General features: G+C 68.4%; 20 protein-coding genes. 8 read left to right on the top strand and 12 right to left on the bottom strand.

Features of this window, described 5'->3' with window-relative positions:
* Positions 1-7: 7 nt before the first annotated feature.
* Genes POF73_RS16200 through POF73_RS16215 form a run of 4 tightly spaced genes read right to left on the bottom strand, consistent with a single transcriptional unit; the run spans position 8 to position 4,102 of the window.
* Complete coding sequence (locus POF73_RS16200; protein WP_272115557.1) at positions 8-742, bottom strand: GAF and ANTAR domain-containing protein; 735 nt, start codon at positions 740-742, stop codon at positions 8-10.
* A 9-nt stretch (positions 743-751) separates the two neighbouring features.
* Positions 752-1,606, bottom strand: a complete 855-nt coding sequence (locus POF73_RS16205) for a GAF and ANTAR domain-containing protein (RefSeq protein WP_272115559.1) — start codon at positions 1,604-1,606, stop codon at positions 752-754.
* A 23-nt stretch (positions 1,607-1,629) separates the two neighbouring features.
* The gene (locus tag POF73_RS16210) at positions 1,630-3,495 is read right to left on the bottom strand and encodes a CheR family methyltransferase (protein ID WP_272115561.1); all 1,866 of its coding nucleotides are present in this window, start codon (positions 3,493-3,495) and stop codon (positions 1,630-1,632) included.
* A gap of 7 nt (positions 3,496-3,502) precedes the next feature.
* On the bottom strand, positions 3,503-4,102 hold the full coding sequence (locus POF73_RS16215) for a chemotaxis protein CheB (protein WP_272115563.1): 600 nt from the start codon (positions 4,100-4,102) through the stop codon (positions 3,503-3,505).
* 307 nt (positions 4,103-4,409) lie between these two features.
* On the opposite strand from POF73_RS16215, the gene POF73_RS16220 reads away from it, so the two are divergent.
* Positions 4,410-4,781 carry an STAS domain-containing protein gene (locus POF73_RS16220; RefSeq protein ID WP_272115565.1) on the top strand — a complete coding sequence of 124 codons (372 nt, stop codon included), beginning with the start codon at positions 4,410-4,412 and terminating at the stop codon, positions 4,779-4,781.
* A gap of 477 nt (positions 4,782-5,258) precedes the next feature.
* On the opposite strand, the gene thiC is transcribed toward POF73_RS16220, so the two are convergent.
* The gene (gene thiC, locus POF73_RS16225; protein WP_272115567.1) at positions 5,259-7,076 is read right to left on the bottom strand and encodes a phosphomethylpyrimidine synthase ThiC; all 1,818 of its coding nucleotides are present in this window, start codon (positions 7,074-7,076) and stop codon (positions 5,259-5,261) included.
* A 460-nt stretch (positions 7,077-7,536) separates the two neighbouring features.
* Here thiC and POF73_RS16230 point away from each other — a divergent pair, with 460 nt between their 5' ends.
* On the top strand, positions 7,537-9,075 hold the full coding sequence (locus POF73_RS16230) for a YibE/F family protein (RefSeq protein WP_272115569.1): 1,539 nt from the start codon (positions 7,537-7,539) through the stop codon (positions 9,073-9,075).
* 222 nt (positions 9,076-9,297) lie between these two features.
* Here the strand turns inward: POF73_RS16230 and POF73_RS16235 are convergent, their stop codons facing one another.
* The 4 genes from POF73_RS16235 to POF73_RS16250 all read right to left on the bottom strand — a co-directional run bounded on the left by POF73_RS16235 (position 9,298) and on the right by POF73_RS16250 (position 11,602).
* On the bottom strand, positions 9,298-9,735 hold the full coding sequence (locus POF73_RS16235; RefSeq protein ID WP_272115571.1) for an SsgA family sporulation/cell division regulator: 438 nt from the start codon (positions 9,733-9,735) through the stop codon (positions 9,298-9,300).
* A gap of 97 nt (positions 9,736-9,832) precedes the next feature.
* Positions 9,833-10,705: an IclR family transcriptional regulator gene (locus POF73_RS16240; protein ID WP_443049526.1), complete on the bottom strand. Its 873-nt coding sequence runs from the start codon at positions 10,703-10,705 to the stop codon at positions 9,833-9,835.
* A gap of 205 nt (positions 10,706-10,910) precedes the next feature.
* Entirely contained in the window at positions 10,911-11,123 is a 213-nt protein-coding gene (locus POF73_RS16245) for a DUF5326 family protein (protein WP_030048440.1), read from the bottom strand.
* A gap of 161 nt (positions 11,124-11,284) precedes the next feature.
* Positions 11,285-11,602 (bottom strand): cupin domain-containing protein, encoded by a 318-nt coding sequence (locus tag POF73_RS16250; protein ID WP_019755167.1) that lies wholly within the window; start codon positions 11,600-11,602, stop codon positions 11,285-11,287.
* A 60-nt stretch (positions 11,603-11,662) separates the two neighbouring features.
* On the opposite strand from POF73_RS16250, the gene POF73_RS16255 reads away from it, so the two are divergent.
* The 5 genes from POF73_RS16255 (at position 11,663) to POF73_RS16275 (ending at position 15,444) form a co-directional block, all read left to right on the top strand.
* A complete protein-coding gene (locus POF73_RS16255; RefSeq protein WP_272115582.1) occupies positions 11,663-12,040 on the top strand; it encodes a phage holin family protein in 378 nt (125 codons plus the stop codon).
* A 7-nt stretch (positions 12,041-12,047) separates the two neighbouring features.
* A complete protein-coding gene (locus tag POF73_RS16260; RefSeq protein ID WP_272115584.1) occupies positions 12,048-12,539 on the top strand; it encodes a low molecular weight protein-tyrosine-phosphatase in 492 nt (163 codons plus the stop codon).
* Positions 12,536-13,690, top strand: a complete 1,155-nt coding sequence (locus POF73_RS16265; protein ID WP_272115586.1) for a cystathionine gamma-lyase — start codon at positions 12,536-12,538, stop codon at positions 13,688-13,690. The genes POF73_RS16260 and POF73_RS16265 overlap by 4 nt, the downstream gene beginning before the upstream one ends.
* A 231-nt stretch (positions 13,691-13,921) precedes the next feature.
* A complete protein-coding gene (locus POF73_RS16270; protein WP_272115588.1) occupies positions 13,922-14,827 on the top strand; it encodes a LysR family transcriptional regulator in 906 nt (301 codons plus the stop codon).
* Between the two features lie 134 nt (positions 14,828-14,961).
* Positions 14,962-15,444 (top strand): NUDIX domain-containing protein, encoded by a 483-nt coding sequence (locus POF73_RS16275; RefSeq protein ID WP_272115590.1) that lies wholly within the window; start codon positions 14,962-14,964, stop codon positions 15,442-15,444.
* Between the two features lie 95 nt (positions 15,445-15,539).
* Here the strand turns inward: POF73_RS16275 and POF73_RS16280 are convergent, their stop codons facing one another.
* Both POF73_RS16280 and POF73_RS16285 read right to left on the bottom strand, forming a co-directional pair.
* The gene (locus tag POF73_RS16280; protein WP_272115592.1) at positions 15,540-17,288 is read right to left on the bottom strand and encodes a globin domain-containing protein; all 1,749 of its coding nucleotides are present in this window, start codon (positions 17,286-17,288) and stop codon (positions 15,540-15,542) included.
* A gap of 413 nt (positions 17,289-17,701) precedes the next feature.
* On the bottom strand, positions 17,702-18,334 hold the full coding sequence (locus POF73_RS16285) for an HAD family hydrolase (protein WP_272115594.1): 633 nt from the start codon (positions 18,332-18,334) through the stop codon (positions 17,702-17,704).
* Between the two features lie 377 nt (positions 18,335-18,711).
* Between POF73_RS16285 and POF73_RS16290 the strand changes: the two genes are divergently transcribed.
* Positions 18,712-19,578 carry a GNAT family N-acetyltransferase gene (locus POF73_RS16290; RefSeq protein ID WP_272115596.1) on the top strand — a complete coding sequence of 289 codons (867 nt, stop codon included), beginning with the start codon at positions 18,712-18,714 and terminating at the stop codon, positions 19,576-19,578.
* Between the two features lie 86 nt (positions 19,579-19,664).
* Here the strand turns inward: POF73_RS16290 and POF73_RS16295 are convergent, their stop codons facing one another.
* The gene (locus POF73_RS16295; protein WP_272115598.1) at positions 19,665-20,087 is read right to left on the bottom strand and encodes a GlcG/HbpS family heme-binding protein; all 423 of its coding nucleotides are present in this window, start codon (positions 20,085-20,087) and stop codon (positions 19,665-19,667) included.
* Positions 20,088-20,182 lie beyond the last annotated feature (95 nt).

Genomic DNA, 20,182 nt, shown 5'->3' on the forward strand with positions numbered 1-20,182 from the left:
CCAGGTGTCACAACGAGGCATCGGTCGTACCGGTATCCCCATGACCATCAACCACCTCGCGGGCCACATCCCTCACCAAACGCTGACGTGAACGGGCGTGTTTGCGCAAGAGGTCGAAGGCCTCGTCCACGGTCACCCCTCTGCGGGACGCGAGCATGCCCTTGGCCTGTTCGATGATCACTCGGCCGGTGAGCGCCTGCTCAAGTTGGGCGGTAAGTGTCTGGCTGCGGTCGGCTTCGCGAGCACGTTCCAGGATGACGGCCGTGAAGTCCGCCATGGACTGGCCAAGCGCGAGTGCGTCCGGGGCGAAGCGGCGCCGTTCGCTGGACAGTAGGACGAGGGCTCCGCTCGTTCCGGTGGGTTCGCGCATGGGGAGAGCCGCCACGCGCGTGTACCCCAGTCGCAGAGCCTGGGGAGTGTAGTGCGGCCAGCGTTGCCTGGCGGGGAGGTTGTCGAGCGACGCCTGGTTTTCACGTCTGCGGGCGTGGTGGCAGTCGTGTCCGGGGCCTTCGCGCCACCCGACGGCTTCGTGTTCCAGACGGAACAGTTCGGGCTGCGAGCCTGTCACCTGCGCCGTCTCGTAGCCGTCGGGGGCGAACACCACGGTCGCGGCGCAGGCGCCGAGCAGGGGCGGTGCACGGTTCGCCAGGACGGAGAGGGTTCCGTGCACGTCCAACGGACCGTCAGCTGTGCTACCGGCCAAGGCCACGAATACATCGGCCAGCCGCTGTTCGGGCGTCATGGCACCTCTTCAGCTGAGTTTCAGGTCTCCGTGCACGATCTGCCGGGCGATTGTCTCGATGGATACGTCCTCAGCGAACGCCCGGGCCTTGATGAGCGCCAGCGCGTCGGCGACGGGGCGACCGAGCTGCTCGGAAAGCATGCCCGTCGCCTGGAGAACGATGGCGCGGATGTCAATTTCGCCATAGAGGCCCGCGTCGGCGTCGGGGCCGAGGAGCACGATGCGGGTGAGGGCGGCGGCGACTTCTGTGAGGTCGGCGCGTCTCACGGGTGCGAGCCGTGGATCGAAGACCGTCAGCACCCCCATACATCGGTCCTGCGACGGGAGCGGTAGGGCTGCCACCGAGGCTAGACCCAGGGAAGCGAGGCCGACACCGTAGCCGGGCCAGCGTGCCTCGATCGCCCGCCCGGACACATGGAGCGGACGGCGTGCCGACGCCGCGTCACGAGTCGGCCCGTCGCCGAGCACGTACTCCAGTTCCTGGGCTGCCCGGGACTGTTCGTCAGACACCGCGATGGCGAGCTGGTTCTGGCCGGCGTCGACCAGCGTGACTGCCGCGCTGCTCATGCCGCATGCCTCGGCGACACCGGTCATGAACCGCGGTCGGGTGCCGTACCCCCGGTCCCATTGCGCCGCGCGGAGGGCGAAGTCCTCCTGGAGCCGCTGCGACGCACGGTGACACGCGGCTGTTCTGCGGTGCGTCTGAGCGATCTGGGCGTGGAAGTCCCGTCCGGGTTCCTTTGCCAGGAGTTCATGCCGCTGGGCGGCCGCCTCCGCCCGCTCCGCGCGCTCGCGGGCCAGCGCGGCCCGACGTCGTGCCACTGCTGCCAGGCCGAGGTGCTCCTCGTGCCCCTGCGGGTCCATGCGGCTCACATTACGCCGCGGAGTCAGGCGGGGGTACCACTCCGGCTCTCTTCCATCATCAGGACGACACCGCCGTTGTGTACGCCGAACGGGGAGAAGAAAACATCGCAGGTGATGGGTCGGCCGATGCGGCTCAGGGCCTCCACAGCGACCGGGCCGGAGCGCTGGCGGGTCTCCAGGCACCGCTGCACGACGGGAAGCAGCTCATCTGTGGGCAACCCGAAGTCCAGCTCGAAGAAGGGCTCTTCCATCACCTCGTCGGCGCGCAGTCCCCACAGGTCGACAGCACCCCGGTTCCAGCTCCTGACCTTCAGATCCTTGTCCAGGACCACCACTCCCGCCGCGATGCTCGTCAGAACCGCTTCCAGAAACGCCCTGGCCTCGTCCAGTTCGTCGGTGCGGATGCGCATTTCCTCGTTCATCGTCTCCAGCTCCTCGTTGCCCGACTGGAGCTCTTCGTTGGTGGTTTCCAACTCCTCGTTGGTGGACTGCAGTTCCTCGTTGGTCGTCTCCAGCTCTTCGATACTGGACTGGAGTTCCTCGTTGGTGGTTTCCAACTCCTCGTTGGTGGACTGCAGTTCCTCGTACGCCGTCTCCAGGTCCTCCCGGATCCTCTTGACCTCGGCCTTCAACTGCGTGGCGACGGTGACATCGGTGAAGGAGATCGTGGTGGCGACGTGCACGCCGCTGGGCCCGGAAAGCGGCTGGATGAGGATGTCGAAGTACTGGACGTCCTCGCCCATCCTGCGCTCGACCCCGTTGACCCGCAGGGTCCGGCGCTCGTGCGTGGACTGGTCGATCAGGGAGCGGAGTTCGACCGGGCGGTAGGAGATTTCCAGGTCCTGAACGGGACGGCCGATGTCGGTGGTGCTCAGGCCGAATTGGATCCTCGCCTGACTGTTGATCACCACGACGGTTCCGTCGCTGTCGAGGGCGATCGACGGGACCGGTCCGGCATCGAGGACGAGGCCACGCAGCTGACGGGCGTGCGCGACAGAGTGCAGTTCGACGCCCACGCCCGATCTGATCTTCAAGGGTGTCGGGTGGTACGGCAGCGCGGTGTCGCCGGCCCGGCGTCGGAAGACGCGCTGGCGCATGTTCACGACCTCGAACCGCTCGGCGTCGTTGAGCAGCATCTCCGCCTTGCCCAGGAAGAGGCAACCGTTCGGGCGCAGGGCGAAGTGGAATCGGTCGACGATCTGCGTCTGGGCCTCGACGTTGAAATACATCAGGGTGTTGCGGCAGACCAGCAGATCGAGCCGGGAGATCGGGGCGTCCCGGGTGATGTCGTGGCGCCCGAAGATCACACGCCGCCGTAGATCGGGTCGGAAGGTGAACTGCGTACCGCTCTGCTCGAAGTACTTCTCCCGCAGATCCGCGGAGAGCGGTTCCAGGGACTTCGCCGGGTACAGCCCCGACCGGGCCTCGCGCAACGCCTCCTCGTCGACATCCGTGGCGTAGATCTTGACCCGGCGCAGGCACTCGTCGAGACCGAGTGCCTCCGCGAACATGATCGCCAGCGAGTACGGCTCCTCACCGCTGGAGCAGCCCGCGCTCCATACCCGGATCTCATAGTCCGGTGCGAGGGACACGAGGAGCTCGGAGACGACCTTGTTCTGGAGAAAGGTCCATGCCTCCGGGTCGCGGAAGAAGGAGGTGACGTTGATCAAGATCGTGTTGAAGAGGGCATCGAACTCGTCCGAATTGGTCTCCAGGAGATCCTGGTAATCCAGGTAGGAGCCGATGCCGACGTCGGTCATCCGCTTGTGGATGCGCCGGGCCAGCGTGGAGCGCTTGTATCCGGTGAAGTCGAAGCCGCGGGCCTCCCGGATGAACCCGAGCAGTTCCTCCAGCACCTCTTTGTCCCCGGCGTCCCGTGGTTCGCCCATCAACCCATCACTGCCTCTTAGCCCCGACAAGTCCGCGCACGACCGCGGCGATCTCCTCAAGAGGTAGCACGAAGTCCACCCCTCCTGTGTCCATCGCCGCCTGCGGCATACCCGGAAAATCCGCGGACTGCGGATCCTGGACGATCACGGTGCCGCCGCGCGACTTCACGGCCTCGACCCCCATGGCGCCGTCTCTGCCGGTCCCGGTAAGCACGCAGGCGATCGCCTCCGCCCCGTAGGCACCGGCGACCGACTCGAAAAGGAGGTCAGCGGAGGGACGTACGAAGTGGACGAGCTCGGTGCTGGTCAGGGTCATGACGCCCTCGGAGCCGACGAGGAGGTGCCGGTCGGGCGGGGCAATGTAGACGGTGCCGGGCAGCGCACGCTCCTCCGCCTCGGCGAGCTTGACCCGAAGCACGGTACGGCGGGCAAGGACCTCGGCAAGCACCGTCCGGTGCCGGGGATCGAGGTGTTGGACGACCAGCACCGGCACCGGCAGATCTGGGCCCAGTGCCCCGAGCAGCACACTCAGCCCTTGGATACCGCCCGCGGAGGACGCGACGGCAACGATGCCGTAGTGATCCGTGGATGGCTGGTCGGCCGTCACACCATGAGCCTATCGAAATCTGGGCCGACCGGTGAGACGTGCAAGCAGCCGACACAGCAGGCACAGCGGCGGGCGGCGCTTCAGACCTACCCCCTGGGCGCTTGTCAATGGAATCCGAAGATATTTCCTTCCAAAGAAGGAACGCTCTTGCGGGTGAAGCGTTTCTGTTTGAATCTCGGCCCGCCTCAGGTGTGCATCGTCCTAGGGTCGCGTTGTCGTCACCCGTGCTCCCGGTGACTGTGGACCTTCGTCGTCGCCCGCTTCGGTACTGACGCGGGCAGCTCCCTGAACCCACGGTGATGTCGCCATGCCCGGGAACGCCGCTCCTCCCACCCAGAACGTTCGCACTTACGAGACGGCAGGACGAACGATCATCGAGCTGCTCGGTGACATCGACATCGCCGTCGCCCTCCGCATCTCCGCACAGCTGGACGCGACGACGGGCCGCCCGGAAACCTTGCTCGTGATCGATCTGAGTCCTGTCGAGTTCTTGGACTGCTCTGGGCTGAGGCTGCTGTGCCGCGCACGACGACGCGTCGAGGAACGGGGCGGACACCTGACCCTCGTCTGCCCCCACCCCGTCATCCGCAAGCTGCTCCGGATCGTCGGACTCAGCCAGGTCTTCGCACTGACAGGCACGCTGGACGAGGCACTCGACAGCGGTACATCCGCGGACTGAGAACGGACGCGCGCCAGGGCGGATGTGTTCCCCCAGAGGCTGGATCGGACTCTTGCCCTCCGTGCCGCTCGCTCTAGGCTGTCACGGGAGACGTACTGCTCATCGAAGCAGCAGCACCGGCCTGTGCAACGGGCCATCGCCGACCCCGTGCCCCCGGGTCAGGAAAGACACACTCGTCAGGAGGCCGGAGCCCCAGTCCCGCAATGGACATGAACGGACTCCGCCCCTCGTTCTCCCGGCCTGTTCTCGAATTGGGGCACACTCCCGCGTCGCCCCGATCAGCCGTGAGGACGATCCGCGCGCGAGGACCTCGCTCACGACAGGGGGGACGAGGTCCGCGCGCCGGCGGCCGTCGCCGACGCCCGGCGACGGCCGCCAACATATGCGGCCAGTGGGGAACCGGATTCCAGACGAGGGGCCCGCATCCCCAACTCGGCCATGGCCAGGCCGGGAACGCGGACTACTCGCAGGTCAGGTTCAGTCGGCGATCGGCAGGTACACCCGGTTCCCGCTGGCCGCGAACTCCTTCGACTTCTGGAGCATGCCCTCGGCGACCTCGTCGGGCGACGCCCCCTCAGCCGCACCACCGAACTGCTTTGTGATGCTTTGGCTAATCTTCATCGAGCAGAACTTCGGCCCGCACATGGAGCAGAAGTGGGCCGTCTTGGCGGGCTCGGCCGGCAGTGTCTCGTCGTGGAACTCCCGTGCCGTGTCCGGGTCGAGAGCCAGGTTGAACTGGTCCTCCCACCGGAACTCGAAGCGGGCGTCGGACAACGCGTCGTCCCACTCCTGCGCGCCGGGGTGTCCCTTGGCGAGGTCGGCCGCGTGGGCGGCGATCTTGTAGGTGATCACGCCCGTCTTGACGTCGTCACGGTTGGGCAGGCCCAGGTGCTCCTTGGGCGTCACGTAGCAGAGCATGGCCGTGCCCCACCAGGCGATCATCGCGGCACCGATGCCGGAGGTGATGTGGTCGTACGCCGGAGCGACGTCCGTGGTCAGCGGGCCGAGCGTATAGAACGGAGCTTCATCGCAGATCTCCTGCTGAAGGTCGATGTTCTCCTTGATCTTGTGCATCGGGACATGTCCCGGGCCCTCGATCATGGTCTGAACATTGAAGCGCTTCGCGATCCGGTTGAGTTCCCCGAGCGTGCGCAGCTCAGCGAACTGCGCCTCGTCGTTGGCGTCCGCGATCGAGCCCGGCCTGAGGCCGTCGCCCAGCGAGTACGTGACGTCGTACGCCGCGAGGATCTCGCAGAGTTCCTCGAAGTTCTCGTACAGGAACGACTCCCTGTGGTGCGCCAGGCACCACGCGGCCATGATCGAGCCGCCGCGCGAGACGATGCCGGTCTTGCGGTTGGCGGTGAGCGGCACGTACGGCAGGCGCACACCCGCGTGGACCGTCATGTAGTCCACGCCCTGCTCGGCCTGCTCGATGACCGTGTCCTTGTAGATCTCCCAGGTCAGCTCCTCGGCGCGGCCGTCGACCTTCTCCAGCGCCTGGTAGAGCGGCACGGTGCCGATGGGCACGGGGGAGTTGCGCAACACCCACTCGCGGGTGGTGTGGATGTTGCGGCCGGTCGACAGGTCCATGACCGTGTCGGCGCCCCAGCGGGTCGCCCAGGTCATCTTCTCGACCTCTTCCTCGATGGAGGAGGTGACCGCGGAGTTGCCGATGTTGGCGTTGACCTTCACCAGGAACCGCTTGCCGATGATCATCGGCTCGATCTCCGGGTGGTTGACGTTGGCGGGCAGCACAGCCCGGCCCGCGGCGATCTCGTCGCGGACCACTTCGGGGGAGACGTTCTCCCGGATGGCCACGTACTCCATCTCGGGCGTGATCTCGCCGCGTCGCGCGTAGGCGAGCTGGGTGACCGCCGTGCCGTCGCGGCCGCGACGAGGCTGGCGCGGCCGTCCGGGGAAGACGGCGTCGAGGTTGCGCAGGCCACCGCGCGGCGAGGTGTGCTTGATCCCGTCGTCCTCGGGACGAACGGGGCGCCCCGCGTACTCCTCGGTGTCGCCCCGGGCGATGATCCAGTTCTCCCGTAGCGGGGGCAGCCCCCTGCGGACGTCGGTATCGGTCAGTGGATCGGTGTACGGGCCCGACGTGTCGTACAGCGTGACCGACTGCCCGTTGGTGAGGTGCACCTGGCGGACCGGCACCCGCAGGTCAGGGCGTGAACCCTCGACATACGCCTTGTGCCAGCCGATGGACTTCCCGGCCTCCGGGGACGTTTCACCCTGAATGGGCTGTTCGTCCTGGCTGGAGGCAGGCGTGCGCGCGTCCTTGATGGTCATGAGACCTACTCCCTACGCCGGCATTACCCGGTAACAGGTTCGGCGGTCGACGCAGCGGTATCCGTCTGCCGACGTTTCGTGTGAAACATCACTCGTGGTGAGTGATGTTTCATGTGAAACATCGCTGGGACGGAGGTCAGCGCCCTCTCAGCCCGGTGCTCCGAGCTCCCGCGTGTACAAAGGTGGCACCACGCTAGCGTCAATTCGGGCGCGGTGAACAGAGGGCCCCAGTCGTTCTTGCGATGATCGGGCGGTGACCTCGACGCATGAACCTCCGTACCCACCGCCCGAGCGGCCCCGTGGATCCGGCGCCGGAAACGGCCCCGTGCGGGGCAACGACCGTACAGACGGCCGGGGTTCAGGGGTCACCGGAGGGAGATACGACGGTGGATACGGCCGGGGCCCTGTGGGCGGCGGTCACGAAGGCCAGTCGGCCGGCGATCAGACGACTGGCAATCACATGACTGGGGCCGGCGGCTGGCACGAGCACGGCCCCAGGGCCGGTGGCCAACATGAGCACGGTCCGGGATCCAGCGGCTCACCAGGGCGCGGGTTCGGCCCGGGTGACGAGCACAATCACGGTGTCGGTGCTGGTCAAGGGCACGGTGTCGGACACGGCGGCCCGCGCGGCGGCGGTGACGGTGGCGGGGACGATCACGGTCAAGGTAACGGGCATGGGCATGGGCACAGTCACGCCCACGGTCCTGCGGCGCCCGTCTCCCGGCATCTGCGCAAGGTCATCGCGGCGATCCTGATCCCGTTCGCCGCGGCGGTGGTGGTGGGGCTCGCGGTGCTGTGGCCGGGTGGTGCCCCGCCGCACGAGCGCACGGGGGTCGGCTTCGACCGGCAGACCCAGCAGGCCACGGTCACCAAGGTGGTCGAGCTGAGCTGCAAGGACGTGGGGGCCTCTGGAGTGCCGCCGACCGGTGACACCTCCACCGCCGAGGGTTCCTCCGCCGTGCAGCAGGAGAAGGGCACCTGCAAGAAGGCGACGATCCGCGTCGACACGGGCAAGGACAAGGGCCGTACGTTCACCGAGATCGTGCAGCCCGACCAGTCACGGCAGTTGCACGAGGGCCAGGAGGTCGTGGTCGCGTACGAGCCCTCCGCGCCCAAGGACCTGCAGTACTCGGTCACCGATGTGAACCGTGGGTTCCCGATGATGCTGCTCGCCGGCATCTTCGCGCTCGCCGTCGTGGTGGTGGGCCGGATGCGCGGTGTCATGGCGCTGGTCGCGCTGGCCATCAGCTTCATGGTGCTGACCTTCTTCATCCTGCCGGCGATCCTCCAGGGCTCGAACCCGCTGGTGGTGGCGGTGGTCGGGGCGAGTGCGATCATGCTGATCGCCCTCTACATGTGCCACGGCCTGTCCGCCCGTACGTCCGTGGCGGTGCTCGGCACGCTGCTCTCGCTGCTCCTGATCGGCCTCCTGGGCTCGGGGTTCATCGACTGGGCCGCACTCACCGGCAACACGGACGACAACACCGGGCTGATCCACGGGCTGTACCCGTCGATCGACATGAGCGGTCTGCTGCTGGCCGGCGTCATCATCGGTTCCCTCGGTGTCCTCGACGATGTGACGGTCACCCAGACCTCCGCGGTCTGGGAGTTGCACGAGGCCAACCCGACGATGGGCTGGCGTGGGCTATACCGCTCAGCCATCCGGATCGGCCGCGACCACATCGCGTCCGTGGTCAACACGCTCGTCCTCGCCTACGCGGGCGCCGCGCTGCCGTTGCTGCTGCTCTTCTCGATCGCGCAGAGCGGCGTCGGCACGGTCGCCAACAGTGAGCTGGTGGCCGAGGAGATCGTGCGCACGCTGGTCGGCTCCATCGGCCTGGTCGCCTCGGTGCCGGTCACCACGGCCCTCGCGGCCCTCGTGGTCTCGGCCGACCGGCCGGAGAAGGCGACGGCGCCGACGGGCTCCCAGCCGGCCTCGGCGGGTGCGCAGGCGGCCTCGGGACGCGGCGGGGGGCGTGGGCGCCGGCGGAAGCGGTGACGAGACGCCAGTCGCAGCGGCCAGGCGATGACGGCGGCGGCGCGACGAAGCGGTGACGACGGTGACGACAGCGGAGCGGTGGCGCATACGGCCTCCGAGCCGGGTCAGTCGGTGCCGCCCGTCCGGCGGAGCGCGAAGCACACCCGGCGTTGAGGAAGCGCTCCCACGCGCCCCTTGTGCGCCGCTGAAGCGTTACGCCACCACCCTCTCCGGTGCGCCGCTTCAGCCGGCGCTCTGCTCCTCCGCCAGGATGCGGTCCAGGGCCTCGTCGAGGTGGGCGTCGAAGTCGGCGAGCGTACCCTCCTGCCCGAGCGGCACCAGCTTGTCCGTGCGGTCCAGGAAGGCCACGAGCGGGGCCACCGAGGAGCGGAACAGCGCCTGGTCGGCACCGACCTGAAGGCGGATCAGAACGTCACCCAGCGTCTCGGAACCCGCCGGGGAGACCCGTACATCGCCCTCCCCGCACGGCCGACCCACCCCGTCGACCAGCAGCTCGCGGCCGAATGCCCAGGTCACCGGGGCATCGCCGGGCAGATGGAAGGTCAGACGTACGGCATAGGGATCGCAGGTCTCGTAGCGCAGCTCCACCGGGATGCGGAAGGAAAGCTCCTCCGAGACGAGAAAGCTCATCATGACCTCTGCCTGTACGGACTCGCGCATCGCCTACCCCGTCGTTTGCCTTCGACTGGCCGGGAACGGAACCCGACACTGGTGGAATCTTGCTGAACGTACACGAGAGATCACAAGGAGTGAGTTTTCACATACTGATAGAGATCGAGAGTGACCCCAGGAGCCGCCCGACCTCGTCCTGCAGCTGCCGCGCCGCCGACAGCAGTCGGTCGCCCTGATGGGCCGGCAGGGAAATGGCCATCGTCGCGGCCGTGGTGCCCACGGTGATCGGGATCGCTGCGCACACCGTGCCCAGCGCGTACTCCTGGCGCTCGGTCACCGTCTCCATTCGCCGGATCCGTTCCAGGCGTCGCAGCAGGGTGCGGCTGTCGCGCACCGTGTACGGCGTGATGGCCTGCACAGGATGGCGGGCGAGGTGGTCCCGGCGGGCGTCCTCGTCCAGCTGGGACAGCAGACACTGGCCGATGGCGTGCGCATGGCCCGTCTCACGGAAGTCGGCCCACTCCTCGACCGCCGGAGTGCTCGGGCTGTCGGAGACGCACATGACCTCGATCTCGCCGTCGCGGTAGAGGGCGTAGTACACGGGGACGCCGATGGCGTCACGGCACTGGGCGAGCGCGTCGGCGACCGTGCTGCGACGTTTCTGCTGGGCTCCGCTGCTGCTCAGCCGCACAGCGGCTTCGCCGAGGAAGAACAGCCCTTTGTCGCGGCGCAGATAGCCCTCGTGCACCAGGGTGCGCAACAGGTGGTACGCGGTGGGCAGCGCCAGGCCCGTCTCGCGGGCGAGTTGCTTGGCGGGAGCGCCGTACTCGTGCCCGGCGACGCATTCCAGCAGGCGCATCGCGCGCTGGACGGACCCGATGAGCGTCGCGGAGTGCGGCTGCTCGGGGGGTGTCGGTGGGGGTGTCGGGGACGCCTGCCGCGGTACCTGGGGTACTGAGGACGGCGGTCGTCGTAGGGGTGCGTGGGGTCCTGAGAGTGCGGTGTCAACCGTGGCCAAGGGTTACTCCCGAAGCGCGAGGGGGGAACCCGTGCTGGGAAACACGGGAGGGGTGCACGCCGCTCGCGGGGTCGTCCCCCGCGTCGATTTCCGGACTCTATTCGTCCGTCACCGCGCGCTGACGCCCTGCTCGGGAAACTTCCCTCGCCCGAGGGAACCGGTGATTCCTGTTACCGCCTCCCGGTTCCCACGGCCCTCACAGCCCTCACCAGTCGCTGCGCGACGAGGAGCTCGACGTGAACTTCCGTACGACGTAGATCAGTCCACCGACCAGGGCCACGAACACCAGCACCTTGAAAAGCAGTCCGATGACGAACCCGACGACGCTGGCTATCAGCCCGCCGAACACAACCAGAGCGATGACCGGCACCGCGATCCACTTCACCCACCACGGCAGTCCTGCGAAGATCTCACGCATCGCCCTCGTCCTTACCTCTCCGCCCGTCCTGAGCCGGGTCCTGATTCTGCGAATCTGCTGATTCCCTGCACTCGATGCTAGGGCGGGCAGGTGCCCCGGCGGGGGCCTCGCAGCCCTTGTCCTCCCCTGATCGATCCCCTAGGGAACCCCGAGACCGAGGGTCAGCTCTCAGGCGGAGAGAACACCACGAGCACCCTCAGATCCTCGCTGATGTGGTGGAACTTGTGGGCGACCCCGGCCGGCACGTACACCACGCTGCCCCGCGCCACCTGCGTGGTCTCCATGCCGACGGTGATCTGCGCGCGGCCGCTCACAACGAAGTAGACCTCGTCCTGATTGTGCGGCTTCTGTGGATCGTGCTCGCCGGCGTTGAGCGCGTACAGACCGACCGACATGTTCCGCTCCCGCAGAAACTGCAGGTAGGCGCCCTCGTTGGCGGCGCGCTCCGCCTCCAGTTCATCCAGCCGGAATGCCTTCATCGCAGTCGTCCGCCCTCATCCCCGTGCTCATGGCCGATTTCGTCTGCCACGATCAGACACATGAAGAATTTCGTAGTCAAGACGATCGCCAACGCGGGCGCCCTGGCGGTCGCCGTCTGGCTGCTCGACAAGATCACCCTCACCGGTGACAGCACGGGCAAGAAGGTCGGCACCCTGGTCCTCGTCGCGCTGATCTTCGGCGTGGTGAACTTCCTGGTGAAGCCAATAGTCAAGCTCCTGAGCCTGCCACTGCTCATCCTGACGCTCGGCCTGTTCACCCTGATCGTCAACGCGCTGATGCTGCTGCTGACCTCGTGGTTCGCCGACAAGCTCGACCTGAGCTTCCATGTCGAGGGCTTCTGGACGGCCGTGGTCGGCGGCCTGATCATCTCGATCGTCTCCTGGGCGCTCAACCTCGCCCTGCCCGACGGGGACTGAGCATCCGATGACCTACCGCGTCTGCTTCGTCTGCACCGGCAACATCTGCCGCTCCCCGATGGCCGAGTCCGTCTTCCGCGCCCGTGTCGAAGAGGCCGGGCTCGGCGGACTCGTCGAGGTCGACAGCGCCGGCACAGGCGGCTGGCACGAGGGCGACCCGGCCGACCCGCGTACCGCCTCCGTCCTCGAAGAGCACGGCTACGACAGCGGCCACGCGGCCCGGCAGTTCCAGCAGTCCTGGTTCGCCCGCCTCGACCTCGTCATCGCGCTCGACGCCGGCCACCTCAAGGCCCTGCGCCGCCTCGCGCCCTCCCCGGAGGACGCGGCGAAGGTGCGCCTGCTGCGTTCCTACGACCCCGCGGCCGGCGACGACCTGGACGTGCCGGACCCGTACTACGGCGGCCGGGACGGCTTCGAGGAGTGCCTGGAGATGGTGGAGGCGGCAAGCACGGACCTGCTCGCGGCGGTTCGCGAGCAGGTGGAGGGACGGGCGGCATGAGCGGCACACGGGCGCAGGGGCCGCCCTACGGCGACGGAGACGGCACGCGCGCGGTGCGGGCCGGGCTACCGGAGCCGGCCAAGTACGAGCCCACTCTGCCGGGCCCGGTGTTCGCCGCCCACTACCACCTGCCTGGCGAGCCCACGGGACCGTACACCTACGGCCGCGACGACAACCCGACCTGGACCCATCTGGAGCGCGCCATCGGCGAGTTGGAGGCGTCGGGGGAGGACGGCGTCGAGACGCTGGTCTTCGCGTCGGGCATGGCCGCCATCTCGTCGGTGCTCTTCTCCCAGCTGCGCGCCGGGGACGCGGTCGTCCTGCCCAGCGACGGCTATCAGGCGCTGCCCCTGGTGCGCGGGCAGTTGGAGGCGTACGGCATCGAGGTGCGCACGGCGCCGACCGGCGGGAACGCCCAGCTCGGCGTCCTGGACGGCGCGAAGCTGCTGTGGATCGAGACGCCGTCCAACCCCGGTCTCGACGTGTGCGACATCCGACACCTGGTCTCGGAGGCACACGCGCGTGGCGCCCTCGTCGCCGTCGACAACACGCTTGCGACGCCGCTCGGGCAGCGTCCGCTGGAGCTCGGTGCCGACTTCTCGGTGGCCAGCGGCACCAAGCAGCTGACCGGACACGGCGACCTGCTGCTGGGATACGTCACCGGACGCGACGCCGACGCCATGACCGCCGTACGGCGCTGGCGCAAGATCGTCGGGGCGATTCCGGGGCCCATGGAGGCCTGGCTCGCGCACCGTTCCCTCGCCACCCTCCATCTGCGTGTGGAGCGGCAGAACGCCAATGCCCTGGCGGTCGCCGAGGCGCTGCGGGACTGGCCGGAGGAGCTCGGGGTGCGCTATCCGGGGCTGCCCGGCGATGCCTCGCACCCGATCGCCTCGCAGCAGATGCGGCGCTACGGCTGCGTGGTCTCCTTCACGCTGCCCACGCGCGCGCGTGCCGAGCGTTTCCTGAACGCCCTGAAGCTCGTCGACGACGCGACCAGCTTCGGCGGGGTGCGGTCCACGGCCGAGCGGCGCGGACGCTGGGGCGGCGACGCCGTACCGGACGGCTTCGTCCGAATGTCGGTCGGCGCGGAGGATCCCGAGGACCTGGTGGCGGATGTGCTGCATGCACTGGACGAATCGGGGCACTGACCCGGGGTGCCCCCGCGTCCGCCGCTGTCCGGCTACGTAGAACGGACGGTCCGAGCCTCCCCCCTCGTGGCTCGGACCGCCCTCGGTTCTGCGCGCGAAGAACCGCGCGAACAAGGCTAGTTGACTCTCTGTCAGTGTCCAATCACAGTAGCGACAGCGACCTATCGACTTATTTATAGTTGGGCCCTTCCCTGAGGGCGGGGAGAAGGGCGGGGACAGGGAGGGCGTCGCATGGATCTGGCCTTGTTGCGCACCTTTGTGACCGTGCACCGGGCCGGCTCCTTCACCCGCGCCGCCGCGCTGCTCGGCCTGTCACAACCGGCCGTGACGTCACAGATCCGCACCCTGGAACGGCAGTTGGGCCGCCCGCTGTTTCTGCGGCAGGCCCGCGGGGTGACACCGACGACCATCGGCGACGAGCTCGCCCACAAGGCAGCCCCGCACCTTGACGCCCTGGTGGAGATCGCCGAGACCGGCCTCGACGACGAGTCCTCCTTACGGTCCCTGCACCTCGCCGGCCCACCTGAGTTCACCGCCGAGCGGGCGCTGCCCGCGCTCACCGCGCTGACCAGCGAGGACGGCCAGGGCTTCGCGTTGCGCGCATCCTTCGGCAACGCCGAGGAGATACTCGAAGGACTCGCCGCCGGGCATCATGATCTGGCCATCAGTACGGCCCGTCCACGCGGCGCTCTGCTCACCGCGACTCCGCTCTGCGACGAGGAACACGTCCTGATCGCCGCTCCCCGTTGGGCCGACGGGATCGGCGCGGGCGTGCTGCACAGCAAGGGCGCGCACGCACTGGAGGACATCCCGGTGGTGGAGGTGCACGAGTCCCTGCCCTTCGTCTCCCGTTACTGGGCTTCGGTCTACGACTCCCGTCCCGCCGCTCCAGGCACTGTGATCGTCCCCGACCTGCGCGCGGTCCTCGCCTGTACGACCGCGGGGGCCGGGCTCGCGGTGTTGCCCCGCTATCTGTGCTCGACCGCCCTGGAGCGCGGCCATGTCATCGCCCTGCACGAACCGCCGGTGCCGCCCCTGCGGACGTACTTCCTGGTGGTCCGCACCGGCACGCTGGCGATGTCGCACATCGCGCGTGCCCACGAGTGGCTGTTGCGGGCGGCTTCGGACTGGGCTTGAGCTGCGATTTCCAGCTGACTTGAGTCCCGCCTCCCACTGGGCTTGAGCAGGGATTTCGTGGCCGTCACGCCATGGGCTCGACCGGTGACGCTTCGCGATGTTTCACGTGGAACCAGCCGGGCCACATTTCTCCCATGACCGTCCGACCCGTGGTCAAGCGCACCGCCCGCGCCGTTCTGCTGGACGGCGACGACCTGGTCCTGATCAAGCGCACCAAGCCCGGCATGGATCCCTACTGGCTCACACCCGGTGGCGGGGTCGAGCCGACGGACACGACTGTCGTCGACGCCCTGCACCGTGAGGTGTACGAGGAGCTCGGTGCCAAGATCATCGATGTGGTGCCCTGCTTCGTCGACACCGTCGAGCACATCGGCGAGGACGGTGGGGCGACCGGGGTGAAGGTACAGCACTTCTTCGTCTGCAGACTGGAGTCGATGGACCCGTCCTTGCGGCACGGACCCGAGGTGGACGAGCCCATCGGCGAGTACGAGATCGTGCGGGTGCCGTTCACCCGGGTCGGGATCGCCTCTGTCCATCTCGTCCCGCTGTCGCTACGGCACTACCTGGACGGGAACATCGAGGGCGTCCGCGCCATGCACGCCCCCGACCTGGGCTGATACCGCCGGTCGGCTGCGGCTGCGGCTGCGGCTGCGGCTGCGGCTGCGGCTGCGGCTGCGGCTGCGGCTGCGGCTGCGGCTGCGGCAAGAGCTCGTCAGCTCCCGGTGGGGGCGAGTTCCTCCACCGAGTCATGGCGTATGCGATCGGTCGGGATGCCGATGTCCCTCAGCGCGTCCACCCCGCTGCGGATCATGCCGGGCGGTCCGGAGACATAGACGTCGTACTCGATCCAGGGCCCGAACTCCCGTATGGCGTGCGGAAGCTGGAGCAGTCCGTGCTGGTCCACCACGGGGCGGACCTCCAGCCACGGGTGGGACTGCTGGAGCCTGAGCATCGTGTCGATGTCGTACAGGTCCTGATTGGTGCGGGCACCGTAGAAGACCTCGACCGGCCGCCGTTCACCGTGCTCGGCGACGTCCTCGACCAGTGCCTTGATGGGCGCTATACCGGTGCCTCCGCCCAGGCAGAGCAGACCGCTGTCCGTGGTGTGGTCGACGGTCATCGAACCGGCCGGCGGGCCGAGCCGGACGATGTCCCCCGGCCGGGCGCGGTGCACCAGCGCGTTGGAGACCCAGCCCGCGGGCACGGCCTTCACATGGAACGTCAGCAGGCCGTCCGAGCGGGGCGCGGAGGCGAAGGAGTAGTGCCGCCAGATCCTGGGCCACCAGGGCGTCTCCAGGCTCGTGTACTGCCCGGCGAGGAAGGGGTAGGGCTGGTCGGGGCGGACGGTGAGGACCGCGATGTCCGAGGTCCTGAGTTCGTGCGACACGACCTCCGCGTACCACCAGGCGGGGGCGCGCAGTTCGTCCGCCGCGGCAGCGTCGATCATGACCTGCGAGATCGTCGTGTACGCCCGGACCCAGGCGGCTTCCATCTCCCCGTCCCAGACGCCGGCGGCGTACTTGCTCAGCGAGCCGATGAGGCATTCACCGACGGCCGGGTAGTGCTCGGCCCGCGTGCCGTACTTGCGGTGGCCGCGGCCGAGGTTCTGCAGGTACTCGACAAGGACGGGCTTGTTGTCGATGTGCTCGGCGGCGGTGAGCAGGGCCTTGAGCAGCCGGTCGCGCTGGGTGTCCATCGCGGCCGGGAACAGGGAGCGCAGGTCGGGATGGCGTACGAAGAGCAGCGCGTAGAAGTACGAGGTGACCTTGTCGGCCACGGGGCCGACCTCGGCCATCGTCCGGCGGATCAGCATGGCGTCCGGGGAGGCGGGCTGGGCCGGGGCGGGGCGCTGGGCCGGAACGCTCAGTTGGGGGGACGGCGGGGGCATCGAGGCGAGGCCCGACATCGCGGGGCGCGCGGTGGTGGCCTGGGCCGTGGCCAGGGGCTCCTGGCTCGGTATCTCGGCGAAGGCGGGAAGCTCTTGGCCTGGAGCGGGGGTGGGGGGCGGCGGAGGCGCCATGTGGCTGGGGGCGGGCGGGGCGGGAGCCGGGGGTGGAGCCACGTGACTCGGGGCAGGCGGGGCAGGAGCCGACGGTGGAACCACGTGACTCGGGGCAGGCGGAGCGGGGGGCGCTATCGCTGCTGGTGCGCCTGGTTCCGGGGCGGGGTGGGCGGCGGGATGCGATGTGGCGGGTCCGGGGCCGGAGCCGTCGTCCGCGAGGTTCGTCTCTGCCGGGCCGTCCGTCGTGGCGGTCTGTGTGCTGTCCCCCTGGGCCGACGGGGCCGTGCCGGTGCCCGTCGCCGTCCTGCCGACCGGGCGCATCGCGGTCAGTCGGCGGCCCTCGGCCGTCTCCTGTTCGGTGCCCGGAGTGGCGGTCGCCGGCTTCTTGCGCGGGATGAACCAGCCGCCCCCGCCGCCGGAAGTGCCGTTGTCGGCCGACGTGGTGGTCGGAGCGTCCATGGTGTGCCTCGCCTCGAACATCTTTCGGTCGGTCTGCGCACTTCCTCAGTCGGAAGGTGCCTGCTTCCCCCGCGCGGCTTGTTTTCCCCGTTCGTTGCCGTGGCCAAGGAGGCCACATTCAACCCGCATTCGTACCCAGTACGGACAAGTAAGGCGAGAGTGTGACATTGGCCGCAGCACCCTCACCGCAGCATCCCACCGCGCATGGGCGCCTCGGCCCCATACCCGAGAATGCGGGTCTTCGATCTCTCCGTCCCGTTAGGCTGCGTTGCCTTGCGTTCGCTCCACGCCGGGAGCCTGCATCACAGCTCGGACACGAACCGGAGTCGACCCTACCGGCCGACGCCCCGATCACAAGTCCCCCCTGGCTCTCTCACTAATGGGGCGAGGAGGCGAACGGGCAATTCCTTCGATTACCGACTGCTGCACACCAATTCATAGGCTTCCCACAGATCCATCCCCATATAAGAGTGGGTCGCGAGTCCGGCCAGATGACGGTCCGCGTTGACCGCGACGGAAACGGGGACGGCACCGAACAGGTCCTTGTCCGACAGCGAGTCGCCATAGGCGACACAGTCGGCACGGGTCACCCCGAACTCATCGCAGAGCCGGTCGGCGATGCGGACCTTGGCCGGGGCACTGAGCACTCCCGCCGGGTCGACGGGCTCCGTGAACGGCACGGCTGGAAAACGGGAACCGTACGCCGCATGCGCGCCCCAAGCCGTCAGCCGCTCCACGAAGAAGGAGGGCGAGAGCGATACGACGGCGCAGTAGTCGCCCTGTCCCCTGATCTCCTCCCAGACGTCACGGATCCGGGCCAGCCAGGGAGCACCCTCGAAAGCGGTCGTCACATGGGCCTCGGTGAGATCCGCCCAGAGTGCGTGCACCCGCGTCGCATACTCCGGAGGCCCGATCAACCCCGCCGAGATCTCCCGGTCGAGTGCCACGGTCTCCGCTTCCAGCCCGAGTTGCCGTGATATCTCCACGGGGGCGGATGTTCCGTGCAGGAGCGTGCCGTCGAGGTCGAAGAGATGAAGTCTCGCCATGAGGCATGAGGCTAATGCGAGGCACTGTCGCTCCCTTGGGCGGAGATCGGGAACCACTGGGCCGGGCGTCGATCGAAGGAAATCGGCGGAGCCCCCATGCCTCCGTGATCGCCACATGGTCGGGCGAACGTCACTTATCTCGGCGAGCGCCACTTGTCTCGGCGAATGCCATTTGGCTCGGCGAACGCTCGCCGAACTCCCTTCGCGGCCACCGATGGACGCTCTCCTGACGGACGCCCGCCGTTCGTCCACGTTTCACGTGAAACACCCGGCGTCACTCGGCACGCTGTGCGGTCGGCCATGACATGGCCAAAAGCTCGTACGTCTCCCCGGAAACAGCTGGACGACCAGGGCAGTCGTCAGACAGCCTGACCTGCGTGCCGACTCCTTTCCTCGCCGCTCTGCCCATCCGCCGTCTGACGGTTCGCGACCTCACCGCCTGCGCCGACTTGTCCGAGGACCGGGGTTGGCCCCGCGAGGAACACAAGTGGGGATTCCTCCTCACAGCCGGGAAGGGCTACGGCATCGACGACCCCGACGGCGGCCTGGTCAGCGCCTGCGTTGTCACGACCTACGGGCCTCTGGACCGACCCGACTTCGGGGCCATCGGCATGGTCCTGGTGGCCGAGCGGCATGCCCGCCGAGGGATCGGACGCCGACTGATGCACCACGTCATCTCCGCGATGGGGACGACCCCGCTGACACTGCACGCGACGCCGAAGGGGCGCCCTCTCTACGAGGAACTCGGCTTCAAGGCCACCGGCCGGGCAGAGATGCTGAGCGGGCACTTCAAGCCCGGCGCATCGACACCCGAGGTCTCCACACGGGCAGCCACCGCCGAGGACCTCACCACGATCCTCCGGCTGGATGAAGAGGTGTTCGGCGCCGACCGCACGCACATCATCACGCGGTTGCCCGCATTCACCGACCAGCTGCGCGTCGCCGAGGAGAACGGCAGGATCATCGGATACGCGGGTGCCTGGCCCAACATGAGTACGCAGGTCGTGGGCCCGCTGATCGCCCGTGACACGGAGACCGCGAAGGCCCTCATCACCTCCCTCGCCGCCCACACCGACCGCCCGTTGCGCACCGACATCGACGTGCGCCATGAGGAGCTTCTCGCCTGGGCGAAGGAGCGCGGCCTGGCCTCCATCGCCTTCAACGCGGTCATGACGTACGGCATCTCGGAACTGCCGGGCGACTGGACCCGGCGTTTCGCTCCACTGACGGTGGCAGCCGGCTGAGGCACTCAGCTACGGGTCGCGACACCCATGGGTAACGCCGGTCCCCCTTTGGGAACCGGCGTTTCGTCGTCGACAGGGAGGCGCTGTCAGACGAGAGCATCGATCGCGGCGGTAGCGAACTGGTGATCCTGCTCCGGCGCGCCGCCGCCGACCCCGATCGCCCCGATCAGCCGACCGTCCCGATGGACCGGCACGCCCCCTGCGATGAAGAGCAGCGGTCGGTCGAGCGCGGTGGGCAGGGTGTGGAAGGGGCCACCAGGCTGTACGGCGTCGACGAGCTCGGCGGTAGGGGCGTCGAGCTGGAGTGCCGTGTACGCCTTGCGGGTGCTGGTCTCCCCGGCGATCAGGACCGCGCGGTCGTCGCGCCGGAAGGCGAGCAGATGGCCTCCGGCATCCAGGACCGTGACGCTGACGTCCACTCCGGCGGCCTCGGCGGCCTGGTGGGCAGCTGCGACGAGTACGTCGGCATCCTGCGTGGTCAGCGGGGCGACGGCGTTGGTGGTGCTCATGAGGGGGTCTCCTTGCGGCGTGGTGCTGAGGTGGAACGGTGTGGGTGCTGAGAGGGGCTATCACGGGGCGGCTTGTGCCGAGGGCGGCCCTGACC

The sequence above is a fragment of the Streptomyces sp. HD genome (assembly GCF_028369295.1).
Lineage (GTDB): Bacteria > Actinomycetota > Actinomycetes > Streptomycetales > Streptomycetaceae > Streptomyces.